This is a genomic window from Natrinema altunense (assembly GCF_000731985.1).
GTDB lineage: Archaea > Halobacteriota > Halobacteria > Halobacteriales > Natrialbaceae > Natrinema > Natrinema altunense.
The window spans coordinates 1-26,208 of the sequence record NZ_JNCS01000010.1 but is presented as its reverse complement, the minus strand read 5'-3'; the positions used below and the strand labels follow the sequence as shown (position 1 = coordinate 26,208).

Here is a 26,208-nt window from a genome sequence, read left to right as displayed (position 1 = left end):
TGCATCTAAACGTTCACGCTACCCAGACCGAGACGACGATGGCCGTCACGCTTCCCGAGGCCGTACTGGCGCGCTACGAGCGCTTCTCGCTGTACAACTCCCCGTATCCCGCCCACGACGGCGGCTGTGCGATCGATCTCTATCCCGGGACCCTCGCCGACGGGCGGACGACCGCCGCGCCGAGTCCGGTCGCGGGTACCGTCCGCGAGACCCGAACCGTTCGCGCGCCGCCGAAGCCCTACGCACCCGAGCACGACCACCTGATCCTGCTCGAGCCCGCGGACACCAGCCCGTTCGCCGGATTGACGGTTCGAATCCTACACGTCGAACCGGCGGTCGACGCCGGTGATCGCCTCGATCGAGGGGACTCGCTCGGTCGGCTCGTCCGTGCAGGGTTTTTCGCACCCTGGGTCGACAACCACCTCCACGTCGGGTTTCGCAGCCCGGACCAGAATCCCTATCGGGCGGCGGGATCGCTCCCGATCGACCTCGGCGCGGCGGTGCGCCCGCTCGAGTGGGATGGCACCGGCCGGGTTCGATCGACCGGCGACACCTACGCGGTGCTCGATGCACCGACCCACCCCGATCCGGGCGCGACGTTCGTCGGCGTGCGGGCCGATGGGGGCGGCGTCCTCGACGGCGGCGTCCCTCACTACGACGGCGGCGGGCTGCTCGAGCGGTCCGAATCGCCGGCGGCGGACGAGCCGACCGAGACGGTCGTCTCGCTGAACGGCGACCGCCTCGGCGTCGCCGACGGCCGTACGATCGCGTGGGACGACGTGACCGTCACCGCAAACGGCGCGCCGATCACCGGACTGTCGCTGTTCTGTGCTCGCGACGGCGAGTTCGGCGCGAAACTGATCTGTCCGGAGCGCTCGTTCGCACGCGGCGAACGGATCCGGGTACGGGTTCGCTCGAATGCTGCCATCTGAGACGCTCGCTCAATCGTCTTGCAGCGGTCCGTACACTCGGCGATGCCGGCGAGAAGGGCACCGGAAACGCCAGGACGGTTCGTCTGTCGTGTCGGTCTCCCGTAGCCGACCGGTCGTCGGGTATCGATAATCCCCGTCTCCAAGGTGAAAGCGCCGTTTGAGCCGTCCGTCGGGCACTGCTCCGCATGAACGCCGAACAACGGACACGCCGGGAAGCGTAGCTGTCAAGACCGTTGCCGACGGACGGGCGGCCATGACCGAGGAGACGCCGACGACGGATGCACTCGACGAGTTCGACGATCTCGAGGGTATGCTCCAGTACGTTCTCGACGAGAACCAGGAGTTCCTCTCGTGGCTCGGAACGACCGTCGACGATGTCGGCGACGGGACGATGACGATGTCGATCCCCTACGACGAAAAACTGACGAACACGCGACCTACCGCGTCGGCCGACGAACAGGCGGACCTCCACGGCGGCGTCGCGGCCACGCTCATCGACACCGTCGGCGGCCTCTCCCTGCGGACGGCCATGGACGATCCGTTCGGTGCGCGGATCGCAACGATCAACCTGAACGTCAACTACCTCCGGCCGGCGACGAGCGACCTCGTGGCGACCGCGGACGTGATCCGAGTCGGCGGCAGCGTCGGCGTCAGCGAGATCACCGTCGAAAGCACGACCCCCGACGGAACGACGAACCCCGTGGCGATCGGCCAGGGCGCATACCGCGTGTTCCGGTCCGAGTAGCGGCCGTCGACCTTCTTGTCAGTGCGGCTTAACTTTTCGGCGTGGACTCGGCAGCGGGACGGACCCCGCTTCCGGCGTGAGATCCGCGACTGCCCTCTCCGCTCGCTCTAACTTAGGCTAGTCACGGGAGACCACCCACTAGCTGTCGCCGAACACGTTCTGCATATCTGCCACTCCGTAGGAATTTATCTCTCGCCTATTAGGATGGGGTCTCGAGGGTGACCTGTACAGCGCGGGGCGGCGATCCGGTCCCGACGTCCCGTACTACACACGCGTCTCGCGGCCCGGGGCCGTTCACCTCGGCCTCGAGTCGCACTCCACAGGACAATGACCCGAACCCACGATTCCGACGACCGACCGACCGAGACGAACAGTTCGACCGACTCCGCGATCGATGCCGGGAGCGGTTCGGACCGCGACCCGCTGTTCGACCGCGTTCCAAGGCGGGATTTCATGAAAGCGGGGGCCGCTGCGGGTGCGATGAGTTCCCTGGCCGGCTGTACGGGCCTACTCGGCGGCGACGATTCGGTATCGCTCGAGGACGTCAAGACCGAGGTCAAGCCCGGCGAACACGACGACTACTACGCGTTCCTCTCGGGCGGGCACACCGGCGAAATCCGCGTCTACGGGCTGCCGTCGATGCGACAGTTGATGCGGATTCCGGTGTTCCAGCCCGAGAGCGCCCGTGGCTACGGCTACGACGATCGGACGAGTGAGATGCTCGAGGAGTCGGGCGACTATACGTGGGGCGATGCACACCACCCGCGCGTGAGCCAGACGGACAACGACTACGACGGCCGCTGGGCGTTCGTCAACGACAAGGCGAACGGACGGATGGCCCGGATCAACCTGAAGTACTTCGAGACGGACGCGATCGTCGACGTCCCGAACCAGCAGGGGACCCACGGGGCCTGCTGTCTACTGCCGGATACGAAGTACGTCTTCGGCGTCGGCGAGTTCCGCGTTCCGATGCCCAACGACGGCCAGGACCTCACCGACCCGGAGAACTACACCTCGACCATCGCCGCGATCAATCCGGAGACGATGAACGTCGAGTGGGAGGTGCTGGTCGACGGCAATATGGACAACGGCGACGGCGGCAAGGAGGGTCGGTGGTTCTTCGCGACCGGCTACAACAGCGAGCACGCCACCACCGAGAGCGAGATGTCCTCGACGGACACTGACTGGGTGAAGGCCTTCGACGTGCCCGCCATCGAGGAGGCCGTCGAGGCCGGCGAGTACGACGAAATAAACGGCGTTCCGGTCGTCGACGGCACCCGCGACAGCGCGCTGAACGAGGGCGACCGCCCCGTCGTCCGCTACATCGACGTCTCGAAGAGCCCTCACGGCGTCAGCGTCACGCCCGACGGGCAGTACGCGATCGCCAGCGGGAAACTCGATCCGACGGCGACGGTCATCGACATCGAGACGCTCGCCGAGGCCGACGATCCCAACGAATCGATCGTGGGCCGTCCGCGACTCGGCATGGGGCCGCTCCACACCGCCTACGACGGCCGCGGGCACGCGTACACGACGCTGTTCATCGACTCCCAGGTCGTCAAGTGGGACATCGAGAAGGCCGTCGAGGCCGGCGAGAAGTCGACGGACCCGGTCATCGAGAAGATCGACGTCCACTACAACCCGGGCCATCTGATCGCGGCGGAGTCGTACACGGCCGATCCGCAGGGCGACTGGCTGATCTCGCTGAACAAGCTCTCGAAGGACCGGTTCCTGCCGGTCGGGCCGATGCACCCCGAGAACGACCAGCTGATCTACATCGGCGACGACGAGGAGGGCATGTCCCTCGTCAAGGATACCCCCTCCTACGCCGAACCCCACGACGCCTCGGTCGTCAGCGCGGACAAGATCGATCCCGCGAAGATCTACGATCCCGACGATTACGACGAGGAGTTCGTCGGGGGCGACGACAGCGAGATCACCCGCGAGGACGGCCGCGTCCACGTGAAGATGTACTCGATGCGCAACGAGTTCGGCTTCGAGGAGGTCACCGTGACGGAGGGTGACGAAGTGACGCTGACCGTGACGAACATCGAGGACCGCTCCGACATCCTCCACTCGCTTGCGATTCCCGAGCACAACATCAACATCAAGCTCGCACCACAGGAGACGCGCGAAGTGACGTTCACCGCGGACGAACCGGGCGTCTACTGGATGTACTGTGCGTTCTTCTGTAGCGCACTCCACCTCGAGATGCGCTCGCGACTGATCGTCGAACCCGCGGAGTGATCTCACAATGGCCAGTTCCCGCCTCACGCGGCTGCTCGAGCTCAGACGACTCCTCCCGCTCGTCGCAGCCGTGCTGTTCGTGCTCGCCCTTCGCGTTCCGGTGTGGCGGATTACGTTGACGGCACCGCAGTACGTCGATACGCTCGTCGTCGACCTCTACGCCCACCCGAAGATCGGCGGCGACTGGGAGGAAGTCCGCCGGCTCAACAAGTACGTCGGGTTCTACTATCCGGACCCGGTCTACGTCGACCCCAATTACGAGCCCCACGAGAAAGCGATCGATGTCCCCGAGTGGATTCTCGGGCCGGTCGTGTTCATCGGCATCGCCGCGGCCTCGGCGATCGTCGCAGCCCTCCCGACCGACAAGATCTCGCGCGGGCTGACCGCGCTGTTTGCCGGTTCGATCGCGATCTTCGGGACGATGGGGGCCTTGATCCAGTACCGCCTCTACCAGTCCGGTCACACGCTCGATCCGGATGCCCCGCTCAACGGTCTCGAAGGGTTTACGCCGCCGCTGGCCGGCTCATACGAGGTCGCAAACATCAGTGGGACCGCCTGGTTCGGGCCCGGCGGCTACATGATGGCCGTCGGCGTCGCGTTGCTGGCCGTCGCGTTCGGTCTCCGACACTCGCCGGCGACGATCACCGACGTTCCGGGGCTCGTCCGCACCGGCTGTGACCGTCTGCGGGACCGCGTGGCCCGCGTTTTGCCCCGGGCATCCGGTCGTGGGACGGCTGCCGATCCCGTTCCCGAAGGGGGTAATCGAGCCTCGAGCCCGCCCGGCGAATCCGGCGACGGATCGGCTACGAACGACCCTCCGCGAACCACACCGGACGGTGATCCGCCGTGAAAGAGGGCACCTTCGCCGTCGCCGCCGCGATCGTCCTCGTCTGTTCGCTGGCCGGGGCCGCCGTCGCCGCGACGGGCAACTCGGACAACCCCGGGAGCGTCGCCGGCTGGCAGACGGACGTCCCGGCCGTGCACGACGTCTCGGAACCCCAGTCCGACGGCGTCGCGACGGTCGACGATCGGACGTTCGATTCGGTCCAGCGGGCCGTCGACGCCGCCGACCCGGGCGACACCGTCCGGCTCGAGGGCCGGTTCGACGAACGCGTCACCGTCGACACGCCGGCCGTGACGATCGCGGCTGCCGACCGCGACGGCGCGGTGATCGACGGCGGCGGCGAGGGGCAAGTACTCGTGATCGAGGCCGAAAACGTCACCCTCGAGAACGTCTGGATCCGGAACTCCGGCACGGACCGACAGGATACCGACAGCGGCATCGTCGTCAACGGTTCGAACGCGACGCTGTCGGCGCTCCGACTGACCGAGATCCAGTTCGGGATCTGGATCGGCAGCGTCGACGACGTGACCGTCGAGGACTCCATCGTCGCCGGCCGCGAGGACGTGCCGCTGGCCCAACGCGGCAACGGCATCCACCTCTGGGAGGCGACCGACGCCGAGGTGCGGAACAACTCCATCACCACCGTCCGCGACGGCATCTACTTTCAGTGGGCCGAGGGGGTCGTCGCCGAAGGCAACACCATGTGGAACATGCGGTACGGCGTCCACTACATGTACTCGAACGAGAACTCCCTCGAGAACAACGTCGCCTTCGACAACGACGTCGGCTTCGCGCTGATGGTCTCGGAAGAGCTGACGCTGCTGAACAACACCGCGGTGAACAACGACGGGACGAGCGGCCATGGCATCCTCGTCAAGGACGTCGAGAACAGCCGGATCGCCGGCAACGACCTCGTCGGCAACGGGAACGGGCTGTACATCCACAACTCCCAGGACAACCGCCTCGAGTCGAATCTCCTCCTCGAGAACGACGTCGGCATCCACATCACGGCGGGCAGCAGCGTCGAGCACGTCTCGGGGAACAGCTTCATCCGGAACGCCCAGGCGGCGTTCGCGGAGACGAACTCACAGGCCCACTGGAACGCGACCGAGCGGGGTAACTACTGGTCGGGCGCGCGCGTCGCCGACCTCGACGGCGACGGGATCAGCGAGAACCGCCACCGACCCGCCGGCACCGTCGAGCGACTGATCCACGAGAAACCGCAGGCGGCCGTCTTCGCCGAGAGCCCGGCCTTCGACGCCGTTACGCTGGCGGAGAGTTCCTTCCCCGTCCTCGAGACGCCGGGGATCATCGACAATCGACCGCTCGCCGACTCACCCCATGACAACTGGAGGACCTACTATGCAGATCACGATCACTGACGTTCACAAACGGTACGGCGACGTCGTCGCCCTCGACGGTCCCTCCTTCGAGGTACCATCGGGGTCGACGTTCGGCGTCCTCGGGACGAACGGTGCGGGAAAGACGACGCTGTTCAAGCTCCTCGTCGGCCACGACAGCCCCGACGCGGGGCGCATCGAGGTCGGCGGTCTCGACGTCGAGACGGCGGGCCACCGCGTCCGCGAGCGCGTCGGCTTCCTGCCCGAACACAGCGGGTTCCCGCCGTCGATGACCGGCCGCGAGGTGCTCGACGTCCACGCCCGCATCCGCGGGCTCGCCGACCGTCGCGAGCGGATCGCGGAGTGTCTCGACGTGGTCGGCCTCCCCGACGCCGCCGACCGAGCCGTCTCGGGCTACTCCAACGGGATGGCCCGGCGGCTCGGCCTCGCGTCCGTCCTGCTCTCCCGTCCGCCCGTGCTCGTCCTCGACGAGCCGACCGCGGGCCTGGACCCGCGCGGCGTCGCGGCGTTTCACCGCCTTATCGAACGGATCGGCCGCGAAACCGACGCCACGGTCGTCATCTCTTCGCACGTCCTGAGCGAGATCGAGCGCCTCTGTGACGAGGTAGCCATCCTTCAGGACGGGCGGCTGCGGAACAACGGTCCCATCGACGACCTGCGACGGGCGGTCGGCGACCGCGTGACCGTCGTCTGTCGGCCCGCCGACGACCGCGCGGCGCTGCTCGAGGCCGTTCAGGGGTGGGGCGATGTCACCGAGACGAGCGAGACGATCGAACTCACCTGCGACCGCGGGGACGCGTTCGATCTCGTCGCCGCGCTCGGCGACCAGCGCGCCCTCGTGGACGGGTTCGAAGTGCGCGAACCGGGACTCGAGGCGGCGTTCCACGACGCACTCGAGGCGGAAAACGACGACCCGGAGGTGTCGGCATGACCGCCGATCGCCGACGAGACGACCGCGACGGAGCGTCGGCCGACGCCGAATCGACGGGCGACTCGAACGCCGTCGACCCGAAGCCGGACGGCGGGTACGAGACGGCCGCGGCGATGGCCCACAGCGGCGACTCCGGGACGCGCTTCGGACAGCTGTTCGTCGTCGCCGAGACGGAGTATCGACTGTCGGTGCGGAGCCGCTGGGCGCTCGCGCTCACCGCGATCTTCGCGGTCTTCAGCCTCGGGATGGCGACGTTCAGCGGCTCGGACACGAGCCCCGCCGGCTTCGAACGGATCGTCGCCAGCCTGGCCGCGCTCGTCGTCTACCTCGTGCCGCTGGTCGCCCTCGCGTTCAGCTACGACGCCATCGTCGGCCGCGAGGAGAGCGGCTGGCTGCAAGCGCTGTTCTCGTTGCCCGTCTCGCGGTCGCGGGTCGTCCTCGGGACCGCGATCGGCCGCGCGATCGTCCTCGCGAGCGCGACCGTCATCGGCTTCGGGGTCGCCGGGTTCCTCCTCCTGCTCGAGTACGGCGTCGGCGGGTTCGAGGCGTACGTCGGCTTCCTGCTCGGGGCGGTCGGCCTCGGGCTGGCGTTCCTCGCGATCGGCGTCTGCCTGTCGACGCTGGCTCGGGAGAAGACCCACGCGCTGGGGTTGGCGCTGCTCGCGTGGGCCTGGTTCGTCCTCGTTCACGACCTGCTCGCGCTCGGCGTGATCGCGGCGTTTTCGCTCCCGGATCTCGCGGTCTCGGCGATGGTCCTGGCCAACCCGACCGGCGTCTTCCGCGGGCTCGTCCTCGGGGCGCTCGGTGCGGGCGGCGACGCCGGCTTCGCCGCCGTGCTCGCCGAAGCGGGGCTGTCGACGGGCACGCTGGTCGGTGCGCTCGTCGTCTGGATCGTCGGCCCGCTCGCGCTCGCGGCGGTCGCCGTCAGGAGGCGACGACTATGACGGAGCGCCGACCGCTGACGGCCGTCTCGCCCGCTCGCCGTCGCATACTGCTCGGCGCGGGAGCGCTCGCGAGCGCCGGTCTCGCGGGCTGTCTCGGGTCCGGCGTCACTGCCGAGCCAGCCGACCCGATCGCGCTCACCGACGGGCAGACGTGTGACGCCTGCGGAATGACGATCGCGGATCACTTCGGTCCCGCGGGGCAGATCTTCTACGCGGACGGCAACCCGGACGCGCGGGACGGCCCCGCCCGGTTCGACAGCATCGCCGAACTCGTCAGTTACGCCGTGAGACGCGATGCCCGCGGCTGGACGCGACGTGCCACGTTCGTCACCGACTACTCGAGCGTCGACTACGATCTGGTCGACCGGAGCGGGACGACATACATCTCGACGCACGCGGCCGCCGCGGCGTTCGCGGACGCGACGGAGTGCTTCTACGTCGTCGACAGCGACGTACGCGGTGCGATGGGGGACGACTACTTCCCCTTCTCCGAGTACGAGGAGGCGACCGCGTTCGCCGACGATCACGACGGGGACGTGCGACAGTGGGAGCACCTCGTCGACTAGGTCGACCGAGACCGTTTCTCGAGCCGTCCGGGCCGACCGAGACGCCGTTTCGCGTCAGTCGTCGGCGGTTAGGCTCCGGAGGCGGAACACGAGTACCACCGTCACAAGCCCGAACACGGCGGCGTACGCCGTCGCATCGAACGAGAGGTAGTACCAGAGCGCGTACGCGCTGCCCGCGATGCCGAGCAGGTACACCGGTCGCAGCCGTTGCTCGTTCATTCGGCATCCCACTCCGTTCTCGACCCGAGCCGCGCCCGACCGATCGGTTCGGTCGACCCCGGTTGCGCTCCGTTCATACCCACTCGTTCGACCGACGATCGGAAAAGCCTCCCATTCGAGGGCGACCGTGGGACGCGTCTCTCAGCGATCGGCGGACAGCATCCGCAGACGTACCACGAGGTACACCGCCACGAACGCGAACGCGGCGGCGTACAGCCACGTCCCGCTCGTGACCGCGTACGCGAACGCCACCGCGTTCAGTGCGATGCCACCCAGATAGAGCGGTCGCAACCGCCGTCGGTTCATTCGCTCTCACCGTCGCTCGGCCGCTCGCGGCGCGAGCAGTGTGCCGCCGCGAGGTGCGGTCGGATCGCGGTCATACCCAGTATTGGACCGAAGCCGTGAAAAATCGCCGGTGTGGTCGCGTCGCCGTCGTTATGCGAACTCGATCGCGTCGCTCGGTTCGACCTCGCCGAACAGCCACGCGGCGTGTTCGAGGGCGTACTCGTGGTGATCGTCCTCGATCGCGCCGATACAGTCCTCGACCATGATCGGGCGGAAGTCACGCAGCCCCGCGCTGCCACCGGTGTGGAGCACGCAGACGTTCGCGAGGGTGCCACAGATCACGAGGTCGTCGATCCCCCGGGCGTTGAGCCACCCCTCGAGTTCCGTGTCGTGGAAGGCGTCGTAGGTGTGTTTCTCCACGACGTTGTCGGCCGCTTCGACGGGGAGTTCGTCGACGACCTCGGCCTCCCAGGACCCCTCGAGAACGTGTTCGCCCCACTGTTCGAACTCGTCGTAGTAGTGGGCGTCGTCGAACTGGTCCGGCGGGTGGACGTCGCGGGTGAACAGCAGCCACGCGCCGGCGTCGCGGGCACGGGCGACGAGGTCGGCGATCGGTTCGATGACGGCCTCGCTGCCCGGCGCGTACAGCGACCCGTCCGGGTGACAGAACCCGTTTTGCATGTCGACGACGATCACCGCCGTGCTGTCTGGCTCGAGGTGCATGACTACGCGACGGTACGGCCGGGATCGGCAAAACGTTCGCGGGACCCGCGAGCGCGGCGCGGGTACCCGTCGAGGGACGACCCGTCGGCTGCCGGCCACGACCCGTCACGGCGGCGGCACGAGACGCGGGCGAGCGACACGCGTCCCCGCTCGAGAGTGGGCCGTGGCGCGCGCTGGGCTGCGGTGAGTCGCCGACGAACCGCAGGCGGAAGCCGTGCGAGGGATGAGCGAGTGGGACGAGCGGGCGCAATGCGCCCGCGAGCAAACGAGCGAATCGGCTGGGGAGGACGTGGTGATCGGCTGGGGAAGACGCGGTGCTTCCCTGCCGTCGTCAGCAGTGCGTCCCGGTTCGTCAGCACGTTCCGGTTGGTCAGTGCGTCGCCGGTTCGATTCGGCCGCGACACACCCAGGCCCCGTTTACAGCCCGGCCGATCGACGTGCGATGTCGACGGTCGCGGTGGTGCTGTGGTGATTTCGATGGTACCGCCGACCGGCCGGATGACTGCCGGGGCTCGAGCGAGCCCCCGTCAGGACCACCTGACCCGATCCGCACACCCGTCGTACAACCGTCGCGAGCAGGTGTGCAGTGACGGGCAGCGGGTCCTCTATCGTCGCAACCGAACCGATCGACACACCGATCATACCGCTGCGTGCGATCAGGTGTGCACTGACGTTCAGTTGCTACTGTAGTTGTCGGGCTGGACGAGATTCGGCGGCACCGTACAGCCACACGGGCTGGCCGACGCCGTCATGGGGCCGGACACGGTGAGGAACCCGACCGGTTCACCGCAGCGCGGACACTCCGGCGGCGACGAGTCGCCGTCCCGGTCGCCGTCGCGACCGCTACACATGGGTCCCACCACTCGAGCGGGGGAACGGCGATGACACTCCTGCAGTCTGGCGATTCCGTTGTCTTGCGGGAGGTTTATATCCCGGTAGAACGTATGCAATCATTGCTTGCAATCCCCTCGGAGGGGTTGGAAGCTACGTCTCGGGTGCTGTTTCCACCCGGGGCATTTCGAGAACGCCCACTTTTCTGGAACGTCGCTTCCGTTCGAATATCTAACCCGTTATGACTTATATCTATTGCTCTCGGGATGAAAACGATCCGGTCTCGAGCACGCGCAGCCCTCCGGACGGGCAGCGCGAGGCCCGAGCGAGCGCGTTTCGCCTCGAGCAACGGCCCTGTCACCGACGGCCGCCGTCGCAGGACTGCCTCCCGGCGTAGCCGTTCCCGTAATCGTCGTCCTTTTTACACTCCTCTCCGTACCGATGTCTATCTGATTCAGATGAGATCGATGCGCACCCGTTCTTCCACCGCCCTCCTCGCAATAGCTCTCGCGACGCTCCTCGTCACCAGCGGGCTCGCCGGCCCGGTCCTCGCGGCGGGGCCGGCCGCCGGCCCGACCGACGCCGCCGTCCGGTCCACGACTACGCCCGCCGACTCGTCCCTCAACTCGACGAGCGCCGTCGGGTCGACGGCCACGGAGACGACGGCCTCGAGTCCGGCGAGCGCGGCCGTTCAGGACGCTCGTCCTGACACCCCCTCGACCGAGGACACTGTCGGCTACGTCGAGGGCTACTGGTACGACGATCCCCTGCCGGTCGACAACCAGTCCGACGCGGTCGTCGACGAGGACGACCTCGACCCCGTCGTCTACCGGGCGATGGCCCGCGTCGAGCGCATCCGCAACCTCACCTTCTCCGAAGAAGTCGCCGTCGACGTCATCTCCCGATCGGAGTACCGGGAGACCAACGGCGACCGCTTTACCAACATCTCCTCGGCGAACCGTCTCGAGGCGAACGTCGGCTACGAGGCGCTGTTCATGGTCGACCGGGAGACCGACGCGGCCAACGCGACCCAGACGGTCTACGGCGGTTCCGTCGGCGGGTCCTACCACCCCGAGACCGACCAGATCGTCATCGTCTCCGAGAACCCCGACACCCCCGAGTTAGACGAGGTCACGCTCGGGCACGAACTCGTCCACGCGCTTCAGGACCAACGGTTCAACCTGTCGCGGTTCCACGGGACGACCCAGGACGAGGACACCGCCATGAGCGGGCTGATCGAAGGCGACGCGAGCCGCGTCGAACGCGAGTACGAAGCGACCTGCGATCGCGAGTGGGACTGTCTCGTCCCGCGCGACGACGACACTGGCCAGCTCCCCGACATCAACTGGGGAATCTACTTCAGCGTCTACCAGCCCTACAGCGACGGGCCGGACTACGTCAACTACCTCCGCTATCAGGGCAACGACTGGGAGGCGGTCAACGCGGCCTACGACGACCCGCCGCGGACGACCTCGGCGGTGATCCACCCCGGCTCGGAGCGCGAACCCGCGAACGTCTCCGTCCCCGATCGCTCGAGCGCGGACTGGCGACAGCTCCGAACCGACGGCGACGTCGCCACGGACACCATCGGCGAGGCGGGCATGGTCGCGATGTTCGCCGCCGACGCGCTCAACGACGACCGGGACGCGGTGATTTCGGCCGCGGACCTCTTCGAGGGGGCGGAGAACTACAACTACAACCACTCGTACACGAACGGCTGGGCCGGCGACAAACTGGTCGCCTACACGAACGACGAGGCCGATCGCGCGAGCAAGCCGGCCGCTGCGGCCGGCCGCGCCGGCTACGTCTGGCGGACGCAGTGGCAGTCCGGGGCCGACACCCAGCAGTTCGTCAACGGCTATCTCCGACTGCTCGAGAACCACGGTGCCGACGCCGTCGACGGTCGACAGGACACCTACGTGATCGAGGACGGCGGCTATTCCGGTGCGTACTATCTCAACCGGTCGGGAGAGACGCTGACGATCGTCCGCGCGCCCGCCGTCGACGACCTGTCGAACGTCGAGGCCGGTGCCGCGCCCGAGGGCGAGGACACCCTCGAGATCACCGACCGGAGCGATACCGTGTCCGGCTTCGGTCCGGGGGCTGCAGTGGGTGCGATCGCGACCGCCCTGCTCGGGACCGGGTACCGAGCCGCCGCCGACCGCCGCGATCGCGACTGACTGACGCGGCCGATCGACGCCCATTTCACGGTCTCGGCGAACACTGACCCAATGAGGCTTCGCCTGTTCGCGGTGCTCGCGCTGGTCGTTCTCTCGGGCTGTGCACTCCCCGGCAGCCAGAGCGGGTTCGACACCGACCGCGATCTCGGAGAGGTCGGCGACTACGCCCACGACGATACTTTCGCGTTCGATACGGCCGATGGACTCACCGAGTCCCAACTCGAGGCGGTGAAATACCGATCGATGGCCCGGATCGAGGTCGTCCGCGGGCTGAAGTACGAGCGCGACGTCTCCCTCGAGATCGTGAGCCGCGCCGCCTACCGCGACCAGTGGGCGGGCGGAAGCGGGAACGCGTCGGCGTTCGAGAACGAGGTCTGGCGGGGCGCGTTCGTCGTCGACGGCGAGACCGACGTCGAGCGGGCGTTCGACGACCTCTACGGCGACTCGATCCAGGGCTACTACGTCGACGACCGGATCGTGATCGTCACCGAGGACGCCGACGATATCCGGATCGATCGGCGGACCCTGGTCCACGAGCTAACGCACGCCTTACAGGACCAGCACTTCGGCATCGGACGCGAGAGCGAGACGATCGACGGCGTCCGCGCCGAAAGCGGGCTGCTCGAGGGCGAGGCGGGCTACGTTCCCGAACGGTACGATCGCCGCTGCGGGGCCGAGTGGCAGTGTCTCCCCGACACCCAGCCGCCGGCGGCGTCCGGCGCGGGGCTCACCGAGCGGCCGTTCAACGTGGGTCTGTTCCTCTCGATCTACGCCCCCTACGCCGAGGGGCCGTCGTTCGTCGCCGACCTCCACGAGCGCGGCGGCTGGGATGCCGTCGATCGCGCTCACGACGAGCCGCCCCGAAGTACCGCACAACTGCTCCATCCCGAGCGCTATCCCGACACGCGTCCGGTCGACGTCACCGTTGCGGACCGCTCGAGCGACGACTGGCACCCCATTACTGACCGAGCGGATGCGACCGACGACGGGAACGGAACCGCCGGTGCCGGCGGCGAGCCCCGAACGGAAACGGTCGGCGAGGCGACGCTGTTCGCGACCCTCTGGGCCAATGGCGCGATCGACCGCCCGCTCACCGCGGGGACGCCGGACCGCGCCCAGTACAACTACTCGCATCCCGCGACCGAGGGCTGGGCCGGCGACACCATTCGGGTCTACCGGCACGCGGACGACCCGACTCGAACCGGCCACGTCTGGCGACTCGAGTGGGACAGCCCGGCGGACGCGGCCGAGTTCGCCGACGCGTACCGTCGGCTCCTCGAGACCCGCGGGGCCGAGCCGGTCGACTCCGCCGCCGGTGTCTTTCGGATTCCGGACGGCGACCCCTTTGCCGGCGCGTATCGCGTTTCGACTACCGGAACGACGGTCGATATCGTCGGCGCGCCGACCGTCGGCGACCTCGGGGCGATCCACGCCGCAACCACCGGATCGATGTCGCCGCCCGAGCCCGCGGCCGCTCTCGAGTCGGGGGCCGCTGCCGCGCCGACGGCGACTGCTAGCCCGTCGGTGGCACCGACCGTTGCGGTGCCGACATCGACTGCCGTCGTCGATCCGGAGCCGGGACGGCAATCGCCGCGCCCGCCGGTAGACGGGTAGTTTTTTTGTCTCCCACGGGAAACCGGCGATATGTCAAACCCGTTCGGCACCGTTCCCCCGGCAGCGATTCTCGAGGGGGATGCCACCGATGCCTACTTCGAGCGCACGCGGGCCACGCTCGAGCACGCGGAGAAGAACCCCCACGTCGTCGCCGAAGTGACCGCCGACCAGTTCCCGACCGGCAGCTTCGATGTCTTCACCGGCGTCAAAGACGTCGCGACGCTGTTCGAGGGACGGGACGTCGACGTCGACGCGCTCCCGGACGGCCAACTGTTCGACGGCGGTCCGGTCCTCCGGATCGAGGGCTCGTACCTCGCGTTCGCCGAACTCGAGACGTCGCTGCTCGGCTTTCTCTCACAGCCGAGCGGCTTCGCGACGGCCGCACTCGAGGCCCGACTGGCCGCCCCGGACTCGCTCGTCCTCTCCTTCGGCGCGCGGCACGTCCATCCTTCGATCGCCTCGACGGTCGAACGAGCGTCGCTGCTGGCCGGGCTGGACGGGTTCTCCCACGTCGCCGCGGGCGAAATACTCGATCGAGAAGCCGGCGGGACGATGCCCCACGCGCTCATGTTCTGTTTCGGCGAGGGCAATCAGGCCGACGCGTGGACGGCGTTCGACGAAGCCGTCGACGAGGACGTGCCCCGGATCGCGCTGGTCGATACCTTCTGGGACGAGAAAAGCGAAAGCCTGCTCGCAGCCGAGACGCTCGGCGACGATTTGGACGGGGTCCGGATCGACACCACCGGGTCCCGACGGGGCGACTTCCGACACATCATCCGCGAGGTCCGCTGGGAACTCGACGCTCGAGGCCGCGAGGACGTCGATATCTTCTGTAGCGGCGGGATCGATCCCGACTCGATCCGTGCTCTGCGTGACGTCGCCGACGGCTTCGGCGTCGGCAGCCACATCACCGGTGCCGACTCGGTGGACTTCAGCCTCGACATCGTCGCAATCGAGGGCGATCCGATCTCCAAACGCGGCAAACTGTCGGGTGTCAAGGACGTCTATCGAACGCCCGCGGGCGGCCACCACGTCGCGCTCGCCGATGGCGACGGGCCGGACGGGGGGGACTCCCTGCTCGAGCCGCTCGTCCGCGACGGCGAAATCGTCCGTCAGTTCGCTCTCGAGGACGCGACCGAACGCTGTCTCGAAGACGCCAGCGCAGTCGGGTTCGGCGGGTCGACGGCGTAATCCGCCGGTCGGCGGCCCGTCGACGGACCGAGAACAAACGTTGGTCCGTTGAACTCTTTTACCGTGGGAACGAACCCCCGGTAATGAGCGCGCAGACGCGATCCGACGATAGCCACTCCGAAATCGCCACTCAGCTGGCGATCCGTCTCGTCCTCGTCTTCGCGGTCGCCGGGTTCTGTACGTGGGTCCTGCTCCCGTGGCCGTCCGTCCTGTCGGTCCCGCTCGTCCTCGTTGTCGACTTGATCGCTCTCTGGGTCTCCGTCCACTACGTGTTCGCGGCCCTGAACGATCTGCTCGACGTCAAACTCGCCGATCTGAATCGACCGTCGAAATCGGGCGACTGAATCGGTATCTCCGGTAGAAATCGCGTCGCTCGTCGGCCGGCGACCGTCGATTGACGGCCGCCGGGAGCCCTAGACTTCCTCGATACTCCCGTCGGCGTCGCGCTCGCGGAACACTTGTCCCTCGAACAGCGTCACGACGATGTCGTCGTCCTGCCAGGCCCCCGGTGCGAGTTTCGCTTTCCGGCAGGTTCGATCGAGGTACTCACGGGCGCTCCAGTCGTTTTGGACCGGCACCGTCGGGTAGAGCCAGCCGCCCTCGCCGCCGTCGATGGCGACGCCGTGGGTACCAAGCTCGAGGTCGGCCAACGGATCGTCCGTCAGGAGGACGTTCTTGACGGTACAGACCGAGACCGTGAGGTTCGGCAGTTCCGACGGGCTCACCTCCGAGCCACAGGAGTCCTCGCTGGCGGCTTCGATCGCCGCGTCGACGATGACGTGGCCGAGCTGGTCGTCCGAGCGGTAGCCGCCCGCACAGCCCCGCAGGCTCCCCCGGCCGCGGGTCGACTCGAGGCGGACGAACGCCCCCGTTCGCTCGTAGAAGGCTTCGCGCATGCTACCCGGTTGTTCTCGTTGCCCGTGTTGTACGTAAGATTCGACGGATTCGCGCGCGAGTTCGACCGCGCGAGCCCCGTCTTCGTAGGAGAGGTCAGCGCCCTGTCGCTGGGACATACAGATGGACAAGGGGATAGTCGTCCTAAAACGCTTCCATTCCTCTCGAGGCCACGGAACCACGCGAAACGGGCGTTATATTCACCAGCCGTGACTCCGAGAATTGGACGCGGACGGTCGACTCCCGACTGCGGGTCGGTCAGCGGAAGTCGCTAACCACCCGGTCCATACAGCCGATCGGTCGATCCGGCTCGAAGTACGTGCAGTGTCCGGGCACGGACCCCGTGACGTCGACATCGCGGTAGTTGCCCGGCGTCGAACCGCTGTCCCACCAGCCTCCGCAGTCCGCACCGTCACAGCCCAGTCCGTCCCCGACCGTGATCACGTCGTAAATCGTACAGACGGTCACGTCGTTCTCGGAGCGATGCTATACACTCCGTGGCGGACGTTCGAATGCCAGCGGCGTACCGGCCACTCTCACAGGCCGAATCGGCCTCGATAGCAGCCCCGAGCAGTGCGACGGTATCGAGGACGACGTCACCACCGAGTTCGGCGAGAGCCCCGAGTATCACGCGGGCCCCAGCGAGTGCCCGACGACGCGAATCGTCGTCCTCGAGTTCCGTTGGAACTCCTCGCGGAACCATCGGCCCAGCGTCGTCCGCGTTGTCTTCTGCCGCCCAGAAGTTCAGCGTATCCGACGCCCACGACGCGGCGATCACCGGTGCGCTGTAGCCTGATACGTTTGGGCGGGCGACCGCGTCCCTCTCGTTGCCGCCCGCTGGGTCCACTCGAGGGCATTGTGACCGCTCTGTGGAGAGAGTGCCCGTCTCACCGCTTCAAAACCGATTTCGGCCGACCGAGGAACTTATTCCACAGAGGCCCCTACGAGGACCGGGAGAGAGAGCCTGGCTGCCGCGATGGTGCCACCGGCAACGGTGACATCACCACAGCCCGGCGTGACTCCTCGAGTCGCGTCAGGCGACACGTGACCCATCCCTTCGGGATATGTCACGCACGCGAGGAAAGTCCCCCCACCTGTTCGGGCAGGTGACCGGGCGCAAGTCCGGAGCGGGAGACCGCTGGCTCTGGAACAGAAACGACACGTCTCGGCCCGACCGATGATGCGCGCGAACCCGACCGAGAGGAAGGGGAGTTGACCCGCAGAGGATGGCGGTCGCGGAGCTGTGGTTCGACCCCACAGGTCGTGGACGCGGTTCGGCGTGCTTCGAGCACGAGAACCGCGAGCCGTGCGACGGCGCGTGCCGTCGCACGGACCGTCACGACCGACCGCACACGGACGGCCGAGGATCGATGGAACGGCGAACCCTCACCGGTGCAAGTCCGCGCCGTGGTAGCCCGAACGCCCCGCGGCCTCGCCGCGGACGGCGCGGACGCTCAGCCGAATGCCGGGTCGAACAGAAGGGGGCTTACTCCTCTCACCCAGTTTTCGCCCTCGAGCGGTCGCTATCCTCGCAGAAACCTCTGACAGAAGTTATTTATTCTCTGTCACGCTCAGTTCTGATATGAACAGCCGCGAAGTCGTCGTCTATCTCGGGGCCATACTGCTGGCGTTCGTGGGGGTTCCCGTAGCTGGGTTTGTGGCATCTGTCCTCGGGTTCGACTCAGACATGGTGGAAATCGCAATGCTGCTCGTGTTCTACGGGATCGCACTCGGCGGCGGCCATCTGTACCTCGCGCTCCGAAACGAGGGCAGCGACGTGCCACCGTCCGCACGATGGCGATATCTCGCGGTTCTCATCATCCTCCTCGTCGCACGTGCCGCACTCGCCGTTAACGGTGAGCAGACCATCGCAACGATCGAACTCCGGACGATCGGACGGGCCGTTATCGGCGTAACGATCGTCGGCTACGTCCTGACTGAAGCCGTCGACGGCTATCGGACGGTTCGCTCGAGTTGATTCGCCAACTTCCGCGGACAAGTTTCATCGACATCAGCCGCTCGCTTCGCTCTCGGGTTGTCTCGGCAGAAACGCGTCCTGACGGAGTCTCACGCGAGCGATAGCGAGCGTGAGGCACGTCAGGACCGAACGACGCAGCGAGTGCTGAACATCGTGAAGCACTCGTAAGGAGTGAGCATCCTGACGGAGATTTGAACACGCCGAGACGTTCCGGGTCGCTCACTGCGTTCGCTCCCGGGCTGCGACTCGTCTGCTCAAATCACCGTATCGGAGGTTCCTTCAGCACGGAGTGCTCGCTACGCTCACAGTGTTGTGCTGAAGAGAAACGTCCTGACGGAGATTTGAACTCCGGTCCCTGGCTCCGCAAGCCAAGAGGATAGTCCACTACCCTATCAGGACTCATCTCTTCATACCCCGGTGAACATTAAAGCCCTTTCGAAAGACGCCCGCCGGCACGGGGGTTCGGTGCAACTGGCCGACAGGTCCCCGGCTCGAGTGCCGGTCGCTGTCTCGAGCGCCGTGAGACGCGATCCGAATGAATGGAACGGATTCGACGGGGACGTCCCCGGACCGGCGTGTGCGACGAGGCGACGCGAACCGGAACCGTGACGATCGAGATCGGAACGCGATGGGACCGCGGATCTTCGCCCGACGTTTATATACCATGGGGCGGCCAGCGTGGCGTATGACTCCCCGCTCGAGCCACGTCGAAGCGCCGCCGAGACGACCCGCATCCGCGGGGCTGAACCGAGCCAACACGGCACGCACGCGGCTCCTGTCGGCCGATCACGGCCGGGTTCCGAGACACCGAATGGATAACGCTTATGCGCGGGCTGACCATGCACGAGCATAGAATGAGCGACATCGAGGGCGTATATGAGGACCTCGAGGCCGACGTTTCTCTCGAGGAGTTTCGCGAGGCCGTCGAGGCGAAAGTCGAGCAGATGGGTGGACTCGCGGACGAGGAGACGGCGGCGATGCTCGTCGCTCACGAAGTCGGCGAGAGCGAGGTCGGCGGCATCGCCGACATCGAACCCGGGATGGAAGAAGCGAAGTTCGTCGCGAAAGTACTCTCGATCGGCGAGAAACGGACCTTCGAGCGCGACGGCGAAGACGAGGACGGACAGGTCGTCAACGTCGAGGTCGCGGACGAGACCGGCTCCGTCCGAGCGGCCTTCTGGGACGACCACGCCGAAGCTGCCATCGACGAACTCGAGGAGGGACAGGTCCTGCGGATCGCGGGCCGCCCCAAGGAGGGCTTTTCCGGCGTCGAGATCAGCGTGGATAACGTCGAACCCGACCCGGACACTGAAATCGACGTTCAGGTCTCCGATACGTACACCGTCGAGGACCTCTCGCTTGGCCTCTCGAACGTCAACCTCGTCGGCGTGCTGCTGGATACCGACAGCGTCCGTACGTTCGACCGCGACGACGGCTCCGAGGGGAAAGTCTCGAACCTCGTCCTGGGGGATTCGACCGGCCGCGTTCGCGTCACGCTCTGGGACGAGCAGGCGGATCTCGCCACGGAGCTCGAGGCCGGGACCACTGTCGAGGTGATCGACGGCTACGTCAAGGACCGCGACGGCAGCCTCGAACTCCACGTCGGCAACCGCGGAACCGTCGAGGAAATCGACGCGACGGTCGAGTACGTCCCCGAGAACACGCCGATCGAAGACGTCGAAATCGACCAAGTGGTCGACCTCGCGGGCGTCGTCCGGTCGGCCGATCCGAAGCGGACGTTCGACCGCGACGACGGGTCGGAGGGACAGGTCCGCAACATCCGCGTCCAAGATGCGACCGACGACATCCGCGTCGCCCTCTGGGGCGACAAGGCCGACCTCGACGTGGGACCGGGGGACGAGGTCGCACTCGGCGACGTCGAAATTCAGGACGGCTGGCAGGACGATCTCGAGGCCTCGGCGGGCTGGCAGTCGACGATCACGGTTCTCGAGTCCGAGTCGGCCGGCCCCGACGCTGCCGACGACGAGTCGAGCGGGTCGACCGACGAAAACGCCGGTCTGTCGGCTTTTGCCGACGACGAAGCCGGCTCCGACGAGGAGGCGGCGGCCGACACCGCCAGCGCGGATGCCGGTTCGGACGATCCCGACGACGGCGAGGAACTCGAGTTCACTGGCGTCGTCGTTCAGGCCGGCAGCCCGGTCGTTCTCGACGACGGCGAGACGACGATGAGCGTCGCGACCGACGCCGACGTCGGCCTCGGGGAGGAGGTAACCGCCCGCGGGGTCGTCCGCGACGGACATCTCGAAGCAAACGACGTATTCTGAGGTCGCGAGCAACCTCATCGTCCGCCTAGGAAAAGCGTTAAGGGAGTCAGCTTCGCCTATGATTATATGAACGTCGAACTCCCGTTCGCCCCGGTGGATACGATCATCCGGCGAAACGCGGGCGATCTTCGGGTGAGTGCCGACGCGTCGAAGGAACTCGCAACGCGGATTCAGGAACACGGGAGCGAACTCGCCATCGACGCCGCCGGGGAGGCCACGGCCGACGGCCGCAAGACGCTCATGGCCCAGGACTTCGGCGTCGAGACGGTCGTCGACAAGGACGACCTCGAGTTGCCGGTCGCTCCGGTCGATCGCATCGCCAGGCTGGAGATCGACGATCGATATCGGGTTTCGATGGATGCCCGCGTCGCGTTGGCCGACATTCTCGAGGACTACGCGGACAACGTCGCGCAGGCGGCCGCGGTCCTCGCACACCACGCCGACCGGCGAACGATCACCGACGACGACATCGAGACGTACTTCTCGTTGTTCGAGTGAGCAGATGCAGTTCGGCTACAGCGAGCTCTGTCTCGCACACGACCCCGGTTCGCGCCATCCAGAGTCGCCGGACCGGCTACGGGCGATCCGAGAACGACTGAAGAAGAAACACGGCGTCGAGTACGTCGAGGCCGACCCCTGCGACCTCGATCGGATGGCGGCCGTCCACGAACGCGACTACCTCGAGTCGGTCCGGGAGTTCTGTGCCGACGGTGGCGGGAGTTGGGACCCCGACACGACCGCCGTCGAGGAAACGTGGGAAGCGATCCGTCGGAGCGCCGGGCTCGCCTGCTGGGCCGCCGAGGCGGCCCTCGAGGGTGCGACCGGTCGCGACACGCCGTTTTCGATCGGCCGGCCGCCGGGACACCACGCCGTCTCCGACAACGCGATGGGGTTTTGCTTCGTCGACAACGTGGCCGTCGCGGCCCAGCACGCCCTCGATCACGACGCGTACGACGTCGACCGGGTCGCGATCATCGACTGGGACGTCCATCACGGGAACGGCACGCAGGACATCTTCTACGACAGGGGCGACGTCTTCTTCGTCTCGCTTCACGAGCAGGGGCTCTATCCGGGCACCGGCGACATCGACGAAACCGGGACGGGAGAGGGCGAGGGCACGACGATGAACGTCCCGATGCCCGCTGGAACGGACGACCGCGACTATCTGGCCGCGCTCGAGGGACCGATTACCGCCGCGCTCACCGACTTCGATCCGGATCTGCTGTTGATCAGCGCCGGCTTCGACGCCCACCGTCACGATCCGATCTCGCGGATTCGCCTCTCGACGGAGGCCTACGCCCTCCTGAGTGACCGCGTTCGATCCCTCGCCGCCGACACCGACGCGGCACTGGCGTTCGTTCTCGAGGGGGGGTACGGGCTGGATGTCCTCGCGGATAGCGTCGCACTCGTCCACGAGACGTTCGACGGCCGCGAACCGATCGAACCCGAGGACGAACCGGGCGACAAAGCGGAATCGGCGCTCGAGGACGTTATCGACGCCCACGACCTCGAGATCACTCCGGACGAGTTCTAGCCGCCCTCAGGGACGCGGTGTGAAGTAATCGGCGAGTTCCGGCCCGAACTCGTCGAGCAGCGCCACGATCTCGTCGCCGCTCAGTACCTCGTAGCCGTCTTCGAGTGCCGTTTCGACGTGTGCGCCCAGTCCCACGTCGAAGAGCCGGTCGCTCTCGAGGAACCCGCGGGCGGTCGTGAACGCCCGGTCGCGCTCGGTGACGTAGCGACCGCCCTCGATGAAGGGGCCGTAGGCGTCGGGATCGTCGGCGTAGGCGTCGTAGAACCCCTCCGCGTGGTTGCGGACGTGGACCGGCGGCCCCTCGTGGCGCTCGACGGCGGGGCGCTCGCTGACGGCGAGTTCGACGAGGACGGCCGCGGTCTCGTCGGCGACCGCCGTCGCACGGAAGACGTCGAACCCGCGGTCGTCGAGGCCGGTCGTGATTCCGTCCAGCGACTTCTGTAGCTGCGGGTACAGCTGGTCTTCCACGAGGTCGGGAGCCTCGAACCGGACGGCGACGGGCGTGGTCCCGCGGCGTTCGAGGTGGTCCCGGAGGCCGGCTTCGGTCAGCGGCTCCGGGTCGTCGGGTTCGAACACGTCGATTCGGGGACGCTCGAGGAACGACCGGGCGTAGTGTTGGAACCGGGCGACGTTGTCGGACGCACAGACGGCGGCGACGTTGCGATCGGGGTCGGTCGGATCGATAACGACGAGCGGATCGTCGAACGTTTCCCGGCCGTGCTCTTCGGGATCGAGTTCGACCGGTGGCTGCCAGTCGGCGACGGCGGCGAGCAACGGTCGAAAGCCGCCGTACTCGACGACGAGCAGTTCGGTGAGGTAGCCGCTAAAGCCCCGCGTACGAAGGTCACTCCCGTAGGCACCGATGCCTTTCAAGAACTGTTTGGTGAGCCGAACGTCGGCTGCCAACTCGTCGTCCAGCCGTTGCTGTAGGTACCTGGTGTGGAACGGCGTTCGGTCGACCGCCGAGCGAATCTCGGTCGCCGACTCGAGGCGAAAACAGGGGACGATGTCGATCTCGAACCCCTCGACGGTCCCTTTGACGTAGGGATGTTCGGCGTACTCCTCGTGGCCGTCGGGGATGGTGGCGTGGCCGACCTCGAGACCGTAGTCCGCTAACGTCCCTCGGTCGAGCGACGGCGGAAAGCGGACGAAAATGTCGATATCGCGGTCGCCGCTGATCCAGGTGTTACGGGCGGTCGAGCCGACCTGTAGGACGTCGGTATCGGCACACAGTTCCGCCGCCGCCGTTTCGGCCCGTTCCATGAGTCGATCGGCGACGTCGCGAAGCCGCGTCCGTTCGTCTTCGTCCGGATCGACTCGATCGCGAACCGCCGCCACGACTCCCTCGAGATCGCGAGCACGGTTCCGATCGTCTGTCTCGCCGCCAGTGTGGTCGCCGCGGTGGCTGCTCGTGGGACCGTGATCGACGCCGTCGCCGTCCTCCTCGCTCATTGGCCGTGCGTACTCGAGCAGTGCGTGAAAGGGTATCGAACCCGGTGCGGGGAAAACGAAAGCCCTATTAAATACACCCGACTATCCGATGATGAGCCGAAGTAGCTCAGATGGTAGAGCACCTCGCTGTTAACGAGGTTGTCCCAGGTTCGAGTCCTGGCTTCGGCGCTTCTTCCCGAGTTACCGCCCGTCGATCGTCCTGGCGGCTCTTTACCTCTCGTCCCGCTCGAGCGGTGCAACCGCCCGTGTCCGCGTGCGGCCATCGGGGGAGGGATTATCTTCCTCCGCCAGCGTTGTGGACATATGACCGGCGCTACCGACGACCGACGGAGTACCGACGACCACGGCCACGACATCATCGACCCGCTGTACGTCGGGATCGTCACGGTCTCGAGCTCGCGGGCGGGCGACGAGGACCCGGACGATCCGGGCGGAGATACCGTCCGTGACTGTTTCGAGGCCGCGGGCCACGAGGTTCGGGAGCGATTGCTGGTCCGGGACGACTACTCGGCGATCAGGACCGCGGTCCGCGGACTGGTCGCACGTCGGGACATCGACGTGGTCTGTACTACCGGCGGGACGGGCGTCACCGCCGACGACGTCTCGCCGGAGGCGGTCTCGTCCCTGTTCGAGCGCGAATTGCCGGGCTTTGGCGAACTGTTCCGGTCCCTCTCGTGGGACGAGGTCGGTACTCGAGCGATGGCCTCGCGTGCGACGGCCGGAATCGCGGTCGAGACGCCGGTCTTCTGTCTCCCGGGAAGTCAGAGTGCTTGCGAAACAGCCTGTGAGGAGTTGATCGTTCCCGAGACCCCACACCTCGCCGGGTTAGCGACGCGACATCGCACGGACGGGACCGATCAGTCGCTGGTCGAGTACGGGATCGAGGACTGAACGGCTGTCTCGTCGTCCTGTTTTGGCCGCGGCGGGTGATAGTCGGCCGCGCCGTCACGCGCTCGATTGACGCTGAGCGACGCGTGTCATCGATCCACGCGATTGGGACCAGCCAACCCGCGCCCAGCGGACACGAGCGCTCACCCTCCTCGAGCAGGTGGGGATCGATTCCTCCGAGACGCTCGAGCGCTATCCCCACGAATTGAGCGGCGGCGAAGCCCAACGCGTCCCCCTCGCCGTCGCGCTCGCGTCCGATTCCGACCTGTTGCTCGCCGACGAACCGACGACCGCGCTGGACGCAACGACGCAGGCGGCGATTCTGTACCTGCTCGCCGATCTCGTCGCCGAGAGCGGTGCCGGGAAATTGACTGTCATCGATCTGCTTTCTGGCCTCGAGTCCCCGACGACCGGGACGATCACCATCGACGGCGACCCCGTCGGCACGGTCGCCGATCGGTCGCGCCCCCAACTCGCCGCCGTCGGACGGCTCTTTCAGCACCCGCGCTCGAGTCGTCGCTGGTCGTCCTCGACGAGCCGACAGCCGCGCTGGACGTCTCCGTTCGTGCGCAGGTGTGTAACCTGCTTCTCGACCTCCAGGCGTGATTTGACTGTGCGTTCGTCCTCGTTAGCCACGATCTCGGCGTCGTCTGCCACCTCGCTGATCGCGTCGCCGTGATGCGTGACAGTCGACTCGTGAAGTCGGGTCCCGCAGAGCAACTCTGTATAACTCCCGAGTGTGCGTACACGAAGCGACTCCTCGCGGCAGCGAGCGGGCTCGCGTATCCGGAACCGGATTCGCAGGACGATCGCCGCGAGTTACTGAGACACGCCCCCAGCCATGATGGCCGTTGACTCGGCCTCTGTTCGGTCTCGACTTCCCCTTTTCACTGTAGCCATCGACAGTGACTCATCCACTTTCCGGCTCGTACCGCGTGCCCTGAGGGCATCCCCACCATCGACTCCGGCTACCAGCCGCATTGCCCGTGGCGTGATCGCTCGAGTCGAGCGACTCGAGCGCGACAGAGAGTAAGGGTTAACTATATTCCACGGTTTCCTTCAAGCGCAAGGGCCCTTAGCTCAGTCTGGTTAGAGCGCTCGGCTCATAACGCGACCTGACTGTGTGAGGTCGTGTGAGACACCGAGTGGTCGATGGTTCGAATCCGTCAGGGCCCATGGAACGGTTTTCCCTTTTCGAGAAACCTTCCACTTGCAGGTTCATCTGACCGCTATGCGACCGGTATGAAACAGACGAGCCGGACCATCACTCGATCCCGCACAGCGTTCTCGATTCGATCGCAGTATCTCGATTGCGTTTATCAACCGGCTAGCTATCCAATAGTGATCCGTCCAACGTCGGTATCGGCGGAACAGCAAGTCGTTATTTCGGTGTGTGTTACTACCTATCTTTGGACCTTTGGTTCGTAGGCCTTAAGTAGTAACCAGCGATTGTGGTTATATACGAAGAAAGAGGCGGCGTGCGTGGTGCACTCCGCTGCTTTGGATGGATCGGTCTCGAAGGGGTTATATACCCCGGGCGGCCTACGAATACATCCGCACGAGA

The 26,208-nt window shown here is 66.7% G+C and carries 26 protein-coding genes, 3 tRNA genes and 1 other RNA gene; 22 read left to right on the top strand and 8 right to left on the bottom strand.

Annotation, left to right across the window (positions count from 1 at the left end; all coding sequences use genetic code 11):
- Positions 1-38 precede the first annotated feature (38 nt).
- From ALTAJ2_RS15185 to ALTAJ2_RS15150, 8 genes are all read left to right on the top strand, one after another.
- The gene (locus ALTAJ2_RS15185; RefSeq protein ID WP_049900819.1) at positions 39-932 is read left to right on the top strand and encodes a hypothetical protein; all 894 of its coding nucleotides are present in this window, start codon (positions 39-41) and stop codon (positions 930-932) included.
- Positions 933-1,185: 253 nt separating this feature from the next.
- A complete protein-coding gene (locus ALTAJ2_RS15180; RefSeq protein WP_007110392.1) occupies positions 1,186-1,677 on the top strand; it encodes a PaaI family thioesterase in 492 nt (163 codons plus the stop codon).
- A gap of 327 nt (positions 1,678-2,004) precedes the next feature.
- Positions 2,005-3,924 (top strand): TAT-dependent nitrous-oxide reductase, encoded by a 1,920-nt coding sequence (gene nosZ, locus ALTAJ2_RS15175; RefSeq protein WP_007110393.1) that lies wholly within the window; start codon positions 2,005-2,007, stop codon positions 3,922-3,924.
- Positions 3,925-3,931: 7 nt separating this feature from the next.
- The gene (locus ALTAJ2_RS15170) at positions 3,932-4,774 is read left to right on the top strand and encodes a hypothetical protein (protein WP_007110394.1); all 843 of its coding nucleotides are present in this window, start codon (positions 3,932-3,934) and stop codon (positions 4,772-4,774) included.
- Complete coding sequence (gene nosD / locus ALTAJ2_RS15165; RefSeq protein ID WP_007110395.1) at positions 4,771-6,150, top strand: nitrous oxide reductase family maturation protein NosD; 1,380 nt, start codon at positions 4,771-4,773, stop codon at positions 6,148-6,150. The genes ALTAJ2_RS15170 and nosD overlap by 4 nt, the downstream gene beginning before the upstream one ends.
- Positions 6,131-7,060: an ABC transporter ATP-binding protein gene (locus ALTAJ2_RS15160; RefSeq protein ID WP_007110396.1), complete on the top strand. Its 930-nt coding sequence runs from the start codon at positions 6,131-6,133 to the stop codon at positions 7,058-7,060. Before nosD ends, ALTAJ2_RS15160 begins: the two co-directional genes overlap by 20 nt.
- Positions 7,057-8,004: an ABC transporter permease gene (locus ALTAJ2_RS15155; protein ID WP_007110397.1), complete on the top strand. Its 948-nt coding sequence runs from the start codon at positions 7,057-7,059 to the stop codon at positions 8,002-8,004. The genes ALTAJ2_RS15160 and ALTAJ2_RS15155 overlap by 4 nt, the downstream gene beginning before the upstream one ends.
- Positions 8,001-8,570: a nitrous oxide reductase accessory protein NosL gene (locus ALTAJ2_RS15150; protein WP_007110398.1), complete on the top strand. Its 570-nt coding sequence runs from the start codon at positions 8,001-8,003 to the stop codon at positions 8,568-8,570. The genes ALTAJ2_RS15155 and ALTAJ2_RS15150 overlap by 4 nt, the downstream gene beginning before the upstream one ends.
- Before the next feature lie 54 nt (positions 8,571-8,624).
- Here ALTAJ2_RS15150 and ALTAJ2_RS19820 read toward each other — a convergent pair whose 3' ends face one another.
- The 3 genes from ALTAJ2_RS19820 to ALTAJ2_RS15145 all read right to left on the bottom strand — a co-directional run bounded on the left by ALTAJ2_RS19820 (position 8,625) and on the right by ALTAJ2_RS15145 (position 9,797).
- Positions 8,625-8,789 carry a hypothetical protein gene (locus ALTAJ2_RS19820; protein WP_007110399.1) on the bottom strand — a complete coding sequence of 55 codons (165 nt, stop codon included), beginning with the start codon at positions 8,787-8,789 and terminating at the stop codon, positions 8,625-8,627.
- 141 nt (positions 8,790-8,930) lie between these two features.
- Positions 8,931-9,095 carry a hypothetical protein gene (locus ALTAJ2_RS19815; protein WP_006183882.1) on the bottom strand — a complete coding sequence of 55 codons (165 nt, stop codon included), beginning with the start codon at positions 9,093-9,095 and terminating at the stop codon, positions 8,931-8,933.
- Between the two features lie 129 nt (positions 9,096-9,224).
- A complete protein-coding gene (locus ALTAJ2_RS15145; RefSeq protein WP_007110400.1) occupies positions 9,225-9,797 on the bottom strand; it encodes a cysteine hydrolase family protein in 573 nt (190 codons plus the stop codon).
- Here ALTAJ2_RS15145 and ALTAJ2_RS19480 point away from each other — a divergent pair.
- A complete protein-coding gene (locus tag ALTAJ2_RS19480) occupies positions 9,796-9,984 on the top strand; it encodes a hypothetical protein (RefSeq protein ID WP_152421245.1) in 189 nt (62 codons plus the stop codon). The genes ALTAJ2_RS15145 and ALTAJ2_RS19480 overlap by 2 nt on opposite strands.
- A 487-nt stretch (positions 9,985-10,471) precedes the next feature.
- Here ALTAJ2_RS19480 and ALTAJ2_RS19810 read toward each other — a convergent pair whose 3' ends face one another.
- A complete protein-coding gene (locus ALTAJ2_RS19810) occupies positions 10,472-10,648 on the bottom strand; it encodes a hypothetical protein (protein ID WP_007110402.1) in 177 nt (58 codons plus the stop codon).
- 447 nt (positions 10,649-11,095) lie between these two features.
- Between ALTAJ2_RS19810 and ALTAJ2_RS15135 the strand changes: the two genes are divergently transcribed.
- From ALTAJ2_RS15135 to ALTAJ2_RS15120, 4 genes are all read left to right on the top strand, one after another.
- Complete coding sequence (locus ALTAJ2_RS15135) at positions 11,096-12,808, top strand: Hvo_1808 family surface protein (protein WP_081603393.1); 1,713 nt, start codon at positions 11,096-11,098, stop codon at positions 12,806-12,808.
- Between the two features lie 51 nt (positions 12,809-12,859).
- On the top strand, positions 12,860-14,422 hold the full coding sequence (locus ALTAJ2_RS15130) for an Hvo_1808 family surface protein (protein WP_007110404.1): 1,563 nt from the start codon (positions 12,860-12,862) through the stop codon (positions 14,420-14,422).
- Positions 14,423-14,452: 30 nt separating this feature from the next.
- Positions 14,453-15,613, top strand: a complete 1,161-nt coding sequence (locus ALTAJ2_RS15125; RefSeq protein WP_007110405.1) for a nicotinate phosphoribosyltransferase — start codon at positions 14,453-14,455, stop codon at positions 15,611-15,613.
- A gap of 83 nt (positions 15,614-15,696) precedes the next feature.
- Positions 15,697-15,957 carry a hypothetical protein gene (locus tag ALTAJ2_RS15120; RefSeq protein WP_007110406.1) on the top strand — a complete coding sequence of 87 codons (261 nt, stop codon included), beginning with the start codon at positions 15,697-15,699 and terminating at the stop codon, positions 15,955-15,957.
- A gap of 69 nt (positions 15,958-16,026) precedes the next feature.
- Here the strand turns inward: ALTAJ2_RS15120 and ALTAJ2_RS15115 are convergent, their stop codons facing one another.
- Positions 16,027-16,626, bottom strand: a complete 600-nt coding sequence (locus tag ALTAJ2_RS15115; RefSeq protein WP_006183876.1) for a TIGR00296 family protein — start codon at positions 16,624-16,626, stop codon at positions 16,027-16,029.
- 139 nt (positions 16,627-16,765) lie between these two features.
- Positions 16,766-16,975, bottom strand: a complete 210-nt coding sequence (locus tag ALTAJ2_RS20145; RefSeq protein ID WP_239647742.1) for a hypothetical protein — start codon at positions 16,973-16,975, stop codon at positions 16,766-16,768.
- Positions 16,976-17,566: 591 nt separating this feature from the next.
- Between ALTAJ2_RS20145 and rnpB the strand changes: the two genes are divergently transcribed.
- Positions 17,567-18,008, top strand: an RNA gene (gene rnpB, locus ALTAJ2_RS15660) — RNase P RNA component.
- Positions 18,009-18,089: 81 nt separating this feature from the next.
- Positions 18,090-18,485, top strand: a complete 396-nt coding sequence (locus tag ALTAJ2_RS15105) for a hypothetical protein (protein WP_049900825.1) — start codon at positions 18,090-18,092, stop codon at positions 18,483-18,485.
- A gap of 326 nt (positions 18,486-18,811) precedes the next feature.
- On the opposite strand, the gene ALTAJ2_RS15100 is transcribed toward ALTAJ2_RS15105, so the two are convergent.
- A tRNA-Arg gene (locus ALTAJ2_RS15100) sits at positions 18,812-18,884 on the bottom strand.
- Between the two features lie 455 nt (positions 18,885-19,339).
- Here ALTAJ2_RS15100 and ALTAJ2_RS15095 point away from each other — a divergent pair.
- The 3 genes from ALTAJ2_RS15095 (at position 19,340) to ALTAJ2_RS15085 (ending at position 22,304) form a co-directional block, all read left to right on the top strand.
- The gene (locus tag ALTAJ2_RS15095) at positions 19,340-20,770 is read left to right on the top strand and encodes a single-stranded DNA binding protein (RefSeq protein ID WP_007110410.1); all 1,431 of its coding nucleotides are present in this window, start codon (positions 19,340-19,342) and stop codon (positions 20,768-20,770) included.
- A gap of 66 nt (positions 20,771-20,836) precedes the next feature.
- Complete coding sequence (locus tag ALTAJ2_RS15090; protein WP_007110411.1) at positions 20,837-21,268, top strand: histone; 432 nt, start codon at positions 20,837-20,839, stop codon at positions 21,266-21,268.
- A 4-nt stretch (positions 21,269-21,272) separates the two neighbouring features.
- On the top strand, positions 21,273-22,304 hold the full coding sequence (locus tag ALTAJ2_RS15085; protein ID WP_007110412.1) for a histone deacetylase family protein: 1,032 nt from the start codon (positions 21,273-21,275) through the stop codon (positions 22,302-22,304).
- A gap of 6 nt (positions 22,305-22,310) precedes the next feature.
- Here ALTAJ2_RS15085 and cca read toward each other — a convergent pair whose 3' ends face one another.
- A complete protein-coding gene (cca, locus tag ALTAJ2_RS15080) occupies positions 22,311-23,756 on the bottom strand; it encodes a CCA tRNA nucleotidyltransferase (RefSeq protein ID WP_007110413.1) in 1,446 nt (481 codons plus the stop codon).
- Positions 23,757-23,851: 95 nt separating this feature from the next.
- Between cca and ALTAJ2_RS15075 the strand changes: the two genes are divergently transcribed.
- From ALTAJ2_RS15075 to ALTAJ2_RS15060, 4 genes are all read left to right on the top strand, one after another.
- Positions 23,852-23,924: transfer RNA gene (locus ALTAJ2_RS15075), tRNA-Asn, on the top strand.
- 135 nt (positions 23,925-24,059) lie between these two features.
- Positions 24,060-24,647 (top strand): MogA/MoaB family molybdenum cofactor biosynthesis protein, encoded by a 588-nt coding sequence (locus ALTAJ2_RS15070; protein WP_007110414.1) that lies wholly within the window; start codon positions 24,060-24,062, stop codon positions 24,645-24,647.
- 157 nt (positions 24,648-24,804) lie between these two features.
- Entirely contained in the window at positions 24,805-25,323 is a 519-nt protein-coding gene (locus ALTAJ2_RS15065) for an ATP-binding cassette domain-containing protein (RefSeq protein ID WP_007110415.1), read from the top strand.
- 390 nt (positions 25,324-25,713) lie between these two features.
- Positions 25,714-25,820 (top strand) — tRNA-Ile (locus tag ALTAJ2_RS15060).
- Positions 25,821-26,208: the final 388 nt, after the last annotated feature.